At 69.5% G+C, this 8766-nt stretch carries 2 protein-coding genes and 2 pseudogenes; 1 reads left to right on the forward strand and 3 read right to left on the reverse strand.

Going from position 1 to position 8766, the window contains the following annotated elements:
- The 3 genes and pseudogenes from KBX53_RS12970 to KBX53_RS12980 all read right to left on the reverse strand — a co-directional run.
- Positions 1 to 502 (reverse strand): annotated as a pseudogene (locus KBX53_RS12970) (hypothetical protein); the annotation flags it as partial.
- Between the two features lie 125 nt (positions 503 to 627).
- Positions 628 to 7017 carry a carboxypeptidase regulatory-like domain-containing protein gene (locus KBX53_RS12975; RefSeq protein WP_247675542.1) on the reverse strand — a complete coding sequence of 2130 codons (6390 nt, stop codon included), beginning with the start codon at positions 7015 to 7017 and terminating at the stop codon, positions 628 to 630.
- Positions 7018 to 7283: 266 nt separating this feature from the next.
- Complete coding sequence (locus KBX53_RS12980; protein WP_210859425.1) at positions 7284 to 7805, reverse strand: DUF6232 family protein; 522 nt, start codon at positions 7803 to 7805, stop codon at positions 7284 to 7286.
- A 500-nt stretch (positions 7806 to 8305) separates the two neighbouring features.
- Between KBX53_RS12980 and KBX53_RS12985 the strand changes: the two are divergent.
- Positions 8306 to 8766: pseudogene (locus tag KBX53_RS12985) on the forward strand (glycoside hydrolase); the annotation flags it as partial.

Consider the following 8766-nt stretch of genomic DNA (forward strand, 5'->3'; position numbering starts at 1 on the left):
GTGTGCTCGCCCTGTCGGCACCGTACGCGGTGGCGAACGCCCGGTAGTCGACGCCGAGTTCGACGGTGCCCCGACCGGTGGCGCCGTCGGCCCGGGCGACCCGGATCAGGACGCCGCGGATCCGGGCCTGCTCGGCGGCCCGCGGGTCGAGCACGCTGACCCGGACCCGGCTCGGCACCGAGCTGGCACCGCGCGCGGTGGCCTCGGGACGGTTCACCCGCACCGGCAGCGTGCCGGCTCGGGCTGGCGAGGCCATCCGGCCCTGCGCCGGTGCCGCGGGCAGGTCGACCTCGGCGGGGCCCGCCGACGGCCACCGGGGGGCCGGTTGCGCGGACGCCTCAGGCACCGCCGCCGTGGCCGGCGCCTTGCCGGCGGGTGCGCTACGCACCGGTACCGCCTTGACCTTCGCCGCCTTCGGGGCGGCGAAGGTTTCCGGTGCCGCTGCCCGAGCCGGTGGGACGAACAACGTCGTGGCAGTTAGCGCCGCCACCAGAAGCATCACGAAGAATGCCCAGGTTCGGCTGGTTGTGGACGACGACACGGGCCCGTGTGTGGGCAGGCTCGACTGCACCGGGTTACCTCCGGAAGGGTCCGAGGAGCTACGGCAGTTGCGGGAACCGGCTGTGGTCAGGAAGCGGGTGGGTTGATCCGTAGGCCAAGGCCGGCACGGAGTACCGGTTGCCGGTGTGTGTACTGAAGAGCTGCTGTGCCGTCGGCACCCTCGATGCCGATCGTCGCCGCGCCACCGCGCTCCAGGAACGTCCCGTCGAGGTCGGCGTACGCGAAGCTGTATCCGCCTGCCTCGTCGAAGATCAGCTGGAAGGTGACCCGACTGTTGGGGTCCTCGTAGGAGTGCACGTTGCGCCACTCGATGACGAACTGCCGGTTGGGTGCCGCACCGCGCAGCGCGGTCCGGACGCTGGCCGAGGAGTCGACCACCCAGTCATGCCAGAACGGGTAGATGCCGCTTGCTGGGCTACCCGCCGACGGGATCGGATAGGGGTACGGGAACGGCTCCTCCGGGTTGGCGAAGCTGACCAGCCCGTTGGTGTCCACCCAGGCCGAGCTGACCGACTGCCCGTACAGCGTGACGGGGAAGGGCAGGTCGACCCGGGTGTCCCGGTCGTCACCGCTCAGGGACAGGACCGTGCCGTCCGCGGGGGTGTAGGTGATCGGTTGTTCGGCGATGGTGTAGCCGGCGCCGGCCGGAGTCGCCGCCGTCGGGAAGTTGACGACCCGATCGGCACCGGCGCTCACCGTGGCGTGCTGCACCGAGGAACCGTTGCAGGTACCGGTGGCGCTGGTGGCGATCACCGCGTACGAGCCGCTGGGGACGCTCGTGACCTGGTAGCTGCCCGTCGCCGAGGTGACGGCGGTCTTTCCGGCGACCGCCACTGTCACGCCGGCCACCGGAGTTCCCTGACAGCTGACCGTGCCGGACACCGTGCCCTGCCCGGGTGGGCTGGGCCGGAAGGTGACGCCCTGGCCGCTGGTGAGCCGGGCCTCCCGGTGCAGGTACTGGAAGGCCGTGTTGCCGGCGGCGTTCTCGATGCCGATGGTCGCCTGACCGCCGCGCTCCCGGGCGTCAGCGGGGTCGATGTCCGCGTAGGCCAGCGAGATGTCACCGTTCTCGTTGAAGATGACCTCGAACGACGCGCGGTACGCCTTGTTGCCGGAGCGGTACACGTTGCGCCATTCGACCACCCACTGCCGGTTGGGGGCCGTGCCGCTGACCTTCGTGGCGATCGCGCTGGATGCGTCGACTCCCCAGTCGTCGTAGAACGCGTACACGGCGTTGTCGATCGTCCCGCCCGGCTCGTCGTACGGCAGGGGGGTTGGCATCGGCTTGTCGGTGTCGATGCCGTCGAGGCTGCTGAAACTGATCAGGCCGTTGGCGCTGATCCAGGCGGAGGTGTGCGTCTCCCCGTAGAGGGCGATCGGGAAGGGCGCGGTCTTCTGCCAGACCTTGTCGTCACCGCGCCACGTCTCCACCACGTCGCCCGGGATGAAGGTGACCGGTCCGGTGGTGCAGGAGTAGCCGAACTCGTCACCGTTGGACATCACCGAGAGATCGAGGTCCTGGGTGCCACCACCGGGATGGTTGACGAACTGACGGGCGTACTGCCCGACGCACCGGTTGTCGGTGCCGACCGCGGCCACCACCTGCTCGCCGATGGGCACGTTGGCGAACTGGTAACCACCGTCGGCCGCGGTGACCGTCGTGCGCCCGCCCGGGTCGAGGGTGACGGTGGCGCCGGCGATCGGCTCCCCCGTTCCGGCCGTCGTCAGGGTGCCGCTGATCGAACCCGGCGGCGCCGGGGTGAAGGTGATGGACCCGTTGCTGACGGCCGCCGGCTCCATGAAGGAGTAGACCTCCGCGACCGAGCCGGAGGCGCTCTCGATGCCGATGGTGGCGCTGGAGCCCTTCTGGACGATGTTGGTGAGAGTGCCGTAGTGGAAGCCGATCCGTCCGTCCTCGTGCAGCGTCGCCTCGAAGCTGACGTTGTAGCTCGCGGTGAACGTCTGCAGCGACATGTTGGACCACTCGACCACGTAGGTGCGGTTCGGCGCGGTGCCGATGGTCTTGGTACGGATCACGCTGCCGGATCCGATACCGAGCTGGTCGTCCCAGAACGGGGCGATGACGGAGTTCGGCGCGTCGACCCGCGGCATGTCGGGGTTGATGACCGTGATCGGAGCGGCGTCGAAGCTGATCAGTCCGTTCGTGTCCACCCAGCCCGTGGTGTAGGTCTTGCCGTGCAGGGTGAAGGGGAACGGCAGGTTCACCTGCGCGGTGCCGTTGGTCAGGGTCAGCGGCGTGTCAGCGGTGACATAGCCGGACGCGCCGACGACGCAGCTGTAGCCGAGGCTGCCGTAGTCGACGGCGAGTTGCAGCGCCCGCACCGTGTCCTCGGTCAGGTCGACCTGGCTCTCCGCCGACGGGCCGCACCTGTTGTGTTGCGACGACGAGATGGTGTAGCTGTCGGCGACCACGTCGGCGAAGCTCCAGGCACCGCCGGCGCCGGTGGTGGTGGCCAGACCGGTCGGGTCGAGGGTGACGGTCGCGCCGACCACCGGGTTGCCCGCCGGGTCGACGAGGGTGCCGGAGAGATCGTGCTTCTCCAACGGCTCGGCCGTCACCGGAACCGCGAAGGTGATCGCCTGCCCGGTGGCCAGTGCTGGAGTCGCCGCCGAATACACCAGGCCGTCGTCGCCACCGGGTGCCTCCATCCCCACCACCGCGTTGGCCCCACGCTCAGCGTCGTTGTCGAGCTGGTCGTAGTTGGTGGTGACGGTGCCGTCGGCGGCCAGCAGGACCTGGAAGGAGAGCCGCTGCGCGGTCGACGACTTGCGATGCACGTTTCGCCATTCGATGACGAACTGTTCGTCGGCGCCGGTTCCCACCGTCCCCGTACGCACGCTCGCCGAGGCGTCGACAACCAGGTCGTCCCAAAACGGGGCGAGCAGGCCGTTCGGATCGGCCGGGGCGGGCAGCGCCCCACCGGTGTACGGGTGGGATCCACCCGGGTCGGTGAAGGAGACGAGACCGTTGGTGTCCACCCAGGCGCTGCGGTACGCGTGGCCGTAGAACGGGAACGCGAAGGGCAGTGCCACCTCGCCGACCGCGTCGTCACCGGTCAGCGCGAGCGCGGTGTCGGCGGCGATGAACTGCTTCGCCGAGGTGGCGCAGGTGTGCCCCTCGTCGTCGCGATACCGCTGCATGAAGATGTCGACACCGAGCCCCTGGCCGTCGATCTCCCACGGGCCGCTGGTGCCGGTCAGCCCGCAACGGCCGCCGAAGGACCCGACCAGGGTGTAGGCCCCGGGCGCGAAGTTGCCGAGGTTGAACGCCCCTTCGGGGCCGGTGGTCGTCTGCGGGCCACCTGGTTCCAGTCGCACCGTGGCACCGGCCAGCGGCAGCCAGTTGTCGTCGTAGACGGTGCCGTAGACGAATGCCGTCACCTTGACGGTGAACGACGCCTGGGTCATTGCGCCGGTTCGGCCACCGTCGTCCTGGGCCGCCACGTAGATCAGGCGTTCTCCCGTGACGGTACCGACGCCGACGTCGACGGTGGCGGTCCCACCGGCGGCCGTCGCGTTCGCCGTGCTGCCCAGCGCGGTGTCGCCCACGCTGTACCGGAACTTCGTGATGTTGGTGTCGCCGCCGGCGTTGAAGGTGACTCGGAGCTGCCCTCCGGCGGTCACCTCGGTGCCGTTGGGGAAGGACACCGCCGGCTGCAGGGGCACTGCCAACGCGGCGAGCTTGGCCGGGGTCTCGACGAGGTTGTAGACCCGGATGTCATCGACGGCACCGGAGAAGAGCCCGTCGTCGGCGCCGTCCCACCTGCGCTTGCCGACTGTTATCGAGCCGGTCGCGTGGAAGCCGCCGACCAGCGTCGTCGTCGCGGTCTGGGCCACCCCGTTCACGTAGAGAGTCATCTTCTTCGTGGCACCGTCGTAGGTCGCCGCGATGTGAGTCCACTTGCCGGCGGTGGCCGCCGAGTTGGACAGCACGTGGTACAGCGTGGTGTTGATGGTGTCCGAGGCGGACATGGTGAACCGCCACCGCTGGCTCGCGCCGGAGTAGCCCAGACTGTAGGCGTGCGACTGGGTGCCGTTGGCACTGAGCACGGCCTGGTAGCCGCTGGTCGGCACGGTCGGCAGCCGAACCCAGGCAGCCACAGTGAAACTTCCGTCGGTACGGACCGGGGTGGCCGCGCCGGTGTCCGGGTTCGGGGTCATCACCGTTCCGGTCAGTGAACCCGTCGTGCTGCCGTTGAGGCTGAGCGCGGTGCCGACACCGGCCCGACCCGGCGTCCGGGTTCCCGACGGCGTCAGGGTGAGCGTGTTGCCGTGGCCGGTGGCGTCGACAGCCGTGTTCCCGGTCTCGTCGAATGTCCAACGGGCGGCCGGACCGGACCCGGCCCGCACGCTGAACGTGTAGGTCGCCGGGACGAGCGAGTACCGACCGGAGTGGTCCCGGGACCAGACGCGCAGGGTGTTCACCCCGTCGTGCAACGGAATGACGCTGATCGAGGCACCGAAATTCGACTGGGCCGGCACGTTCACCGCATCGGTGAGCACGCCCGAGTCGAGGGTCCAGGCGTACTCCTTCACCTCGTACGGGCGCTGCGTCGGCGGCGCCACGGTGAACACGCCCGTCACGCCGACCCCGCCGCGCGGCGTACCGTCGTTGCTGTAGGTGGTGGAGCTGAGGCCCCCGGGTTCCTTCGGCGGCGTGGCGTCCACTGTGAACTCACAGGTGCCGGACCAGTCGCTGTTGACCGAGCCGTCCGACGTGATCGCCTGCCACACGTAGGTGGTGCCGTCCACCAACCTGCCGGACGGGATCTGCTTCGACACCGCGGACGGGTTGCCCGACGCCTGGGAGATCTTGTTGGTCTCGTTGCGCGAGCCGCCGAGCGGCCACCAGTAGAACCACGTCGTCAGGGACTGCTGCGAGCTGTCCGGGTCGGCCTGCTTGACCGACAGGTACGGGGTGGCGCTCAACACGTACGGTCGGGAGCTGCCGACGGCGCACGGCTTACCGTCCGACTTGTGTCCCGACGGCGGGCTGGGCTTGGTGTTGTAGGTGATCGCCAGCTTCGGCGTCGAGTGCTTGAACCGCTTCCACTGGTTCTTGGTGCCCTCGTCGACCGCCCGCAGCCCGACTGTCAGGTCCGCCCAGCCGCTCTTTGCCGCCCGGTCGACCATGCGGGTGACGTCGAACTCGATCGTCCCGCTGCCCAGACAGCCGTGTGCGCCGCCAAGCTTGCGGTTGGCCGCGGTCTGAGCGGTGTAGCTGCTGTCCCAGCTCGGCTGGTTGTTCCAGGTCGTGGAGGACGAGATCTTCCCGGTGAGCCAGAGCTTCGCGTTGGACTTCGGGTTGCAGGTCCAGGAGTGGAGCTGCTCGATCCTGAACTGCGCCTTGCTAATGATCTTGCCCTTGACCGCGCTGGTGTTCATCCGGAACAGGGATCGGATGATGTGGTCCGCGCAGCCGTCACAGTCCTCGGTCCGACCCGCTCCGGCGGCGCCGTAGGTCGACGCCCGCTGAAGGGCGGTGGTGTTCTGCCAGAACGAGCTGGACTTGTGCTTGCTCCACACCGACGTCCAGGCGTTGCTGGCAATCCCCCCGGTCCACGACGGGTCGATGTAGATGGGCAGCTTGGTGCGCGGGTCGTCCAGCATCGCCCGGTCCGGCACGATGGTCAGGGAGTCGCGGCCGACCGTCACCGGCATCACCGCGCGCCGGGTCACCCCGGCGGTGCCGGCTGGTGCGTCGCTCGATCGGGCGCCCTGGCCGGCGAGGTCCGGCTCCGCGCCGGCGACGGTGGCGTCCCACATCAGCGGGGCGGGCGCACTGAAGACGTCCCGGCCGCTCCCGTCGCGGGCCGCCAGACCACCGCCGGCCGCCGGACTGACAGTCACCCCCTTGCCGGCCAGGCCGAAGCGCAGGGACCGGAGCTTCGGGTTGGCCGCCGCCTTGCGGGTGTGCACCACCAACACCTCGGAGAAGCCGAGAGCGCCGGCCGTCACGCGCAGGTCGACCTCGGGCAGCACGTTGCGGTAGACGGCGGTGGAACCGTCGAGCACCGGCGCGGGCAGTCGACCGGGCCAGGACATCGTCAACTCGCGCGCACCGTCACGCAGGCGAGCCAGCGGTGCGTTCTCGCCCCCTGGGGAGAAGACCATCGGGAGCACCGACGCCCTGGGGGTGAGCCCCTCCGGGGTCGCCTTGAGGGCGGTGTCCACCGGCACCCACGAGTCGCCCTTGCGCACCCGTACGGGCTCGATGCTCTGCTCCAGGGTGAGCGATCCGTCGGGGTTGAGGAATGTCTGCGCGTATTCGGTGCGCTCCGACAGGATCTCCACCTGCCGGTCGCAGGTGGCGAGCATCGCGCGTGCGCTCTTGGCGTCCGGTTGGACGTCGACGCAGGCAGCGGCGGGCGTGGGCGCGGCCGCGCGGGCCGGAGCCGCAGGTGGGACGAGCACCGAGGCCGGCAGGAGCGCCATGACCAACAGAGCGGAACTACGACGACGAATGCCCCAAAAGGGCGTGCGACGCCCACCATGAACGACCATGAACAGCCCCCGTGTTGATCGATCCGCCGCTGCGGCGCGCTCAACATACTGAGCGGATCTTCAGTTTTCAATATTCAAGATCAGTGAGTTCACGCCTGATGCGTCAAGCGCCGAAACACGGCCTGCTGGGGCGTAAGGGTCCGCACCGCCCAGACTGGTCAGCCCGCCGGAGGATCATCTGGGCGGATCGGGGCGCGTCAGCGGTTGGGCCGCCACGGGTCCGCTGCGGCGAGCGGATCGACCCAGCCGCCGTAGCGGTTGACCTCCCGGGCCCGCAGCAGCGACCGGGTGACCTGGCCGAACTGCCGTTCGTCGTCGGCGCTGAACAGCAGCACCTCCGTCCCCCGATACCACCCCCACAGCTCGTGGGGCGGCGGCCGCCAGCGGTCACCGACCACTGCGAGCGCGGCCGGGAGCAGGAACACCGCACCGAGGATCAGGTACGCCTCGGCGGTGAGACGTTGCAGACCGCCGGTGAAGCCGAGGAGCACCCCCACCCCGCCGAGCATGCTGGCGGTGAGGACGACGGCCCGGACGGCGATCCGGTCGTGCGGGCCTCGGGTGGTACGCAGATGGGTCAGGTCGGCGACCCGGTAGCTGTTGCGACCGACGGTGAACCGGTCGACGGTCACGATGATGCCGGGCCGTGCGTACAGCAGGGTCGACCGGGCGCCCGGCACCGTTCGCGGCGGTCGCGTCTTTGCGCCTTCACGATTCACGGTTCCTCCCGCAGGGGACGGTGGGCCGGGTGGACCGCCAGTGACAGTCATCGCCACCTGCCGACGGGATTCCCGGCTCCGGACTTCATTGTGTTTCGGCATTGCCAGTCGACCTGGGCATTTGCGGGCTCCCGACAGCTCGCCCCGACGGGTGACATCGCCGAGAAACAGCATCCATTTCGGGTTTTATCGGTTATGGCGACCAGGAAACCGGCGTCATGCGCCGGGAACGACGAAAGTCGCATATCCGTCAGTGGCCCTCGAAAAGGGCTATGTCCGCCCCTTCTGAGTCGTCATCAGCCACGATGACGCCACCCAACACACCGGCCACGACCGGCAACTCCGCCAACTTTCGCCACTGCTTCAACTGCGAGTGACATCCGTCCCGGGTTAGGTTGGGCGAGCCGGTCCGGCCCAGTGCCGTCCGCCCGGATGGCCCCGGCCGGTGTCGTCGCGGGCATCAGCAGCCCCGGCGGCTGTGGGAGAGGGGCCTTTCGCTCTTGTCATCCCTGAGAAATCTGCTGCGCACCGTGGCGCTGGTCGGCATGTCCGCCGCGCTGATCGCCCCGACGGCGGTGGCCCAGGCCGAGCCGTCCCCCGCCGAGCTGACCCGCCGGATCGAGACGTCCTCGGCGGAGCTGGAGCGGGTCGTCGAGTCGTACAACAAGCTGCGTGAGGAGATCAAGACGAACGAGGCCGCAGTGGCCCGATTACAGGCCCGCATCGGCCCGCTCGAACAGCAGGTCGAGCAGAGCCGGGCCGACGTCGCCAAGATCGCCTCCACCGCGTACAAGAGCGGCAGCCTGCGCACCGCTGACGCGCTGCTGCGTCCCGGGGGTTCGGCCACGCTGCTGGACCGGCTCGGCACCGTCGAACAGTTGACCCGCCAACGGCAGGCGAGCATCTCCGGCTTCACCGCCAGTCAGCAGCGACTGCTCGACGAGAAGGCCAGCCTGGACGC

The sequence above is a fragment of the Micromonospora sp. M51 genome, from assembly GCF_018070305.1.
Lineage (GTDB): Bacteria > Actinomycetota > Actinomycetes > Mycobacteriales > Micromonosporaceae > Micromonospora > Micromonospora parva.

Excerpts from the sequence above, each read along its gene's own strand:
- KBX53_RS12975 (WP_247675542.1), bottom strand. The coding sequence starts at position 7,017 with ATGGCGCTCCTGCCGGCCTCGGTGCTCGTCCCACCTGCGGCTCCGGCC.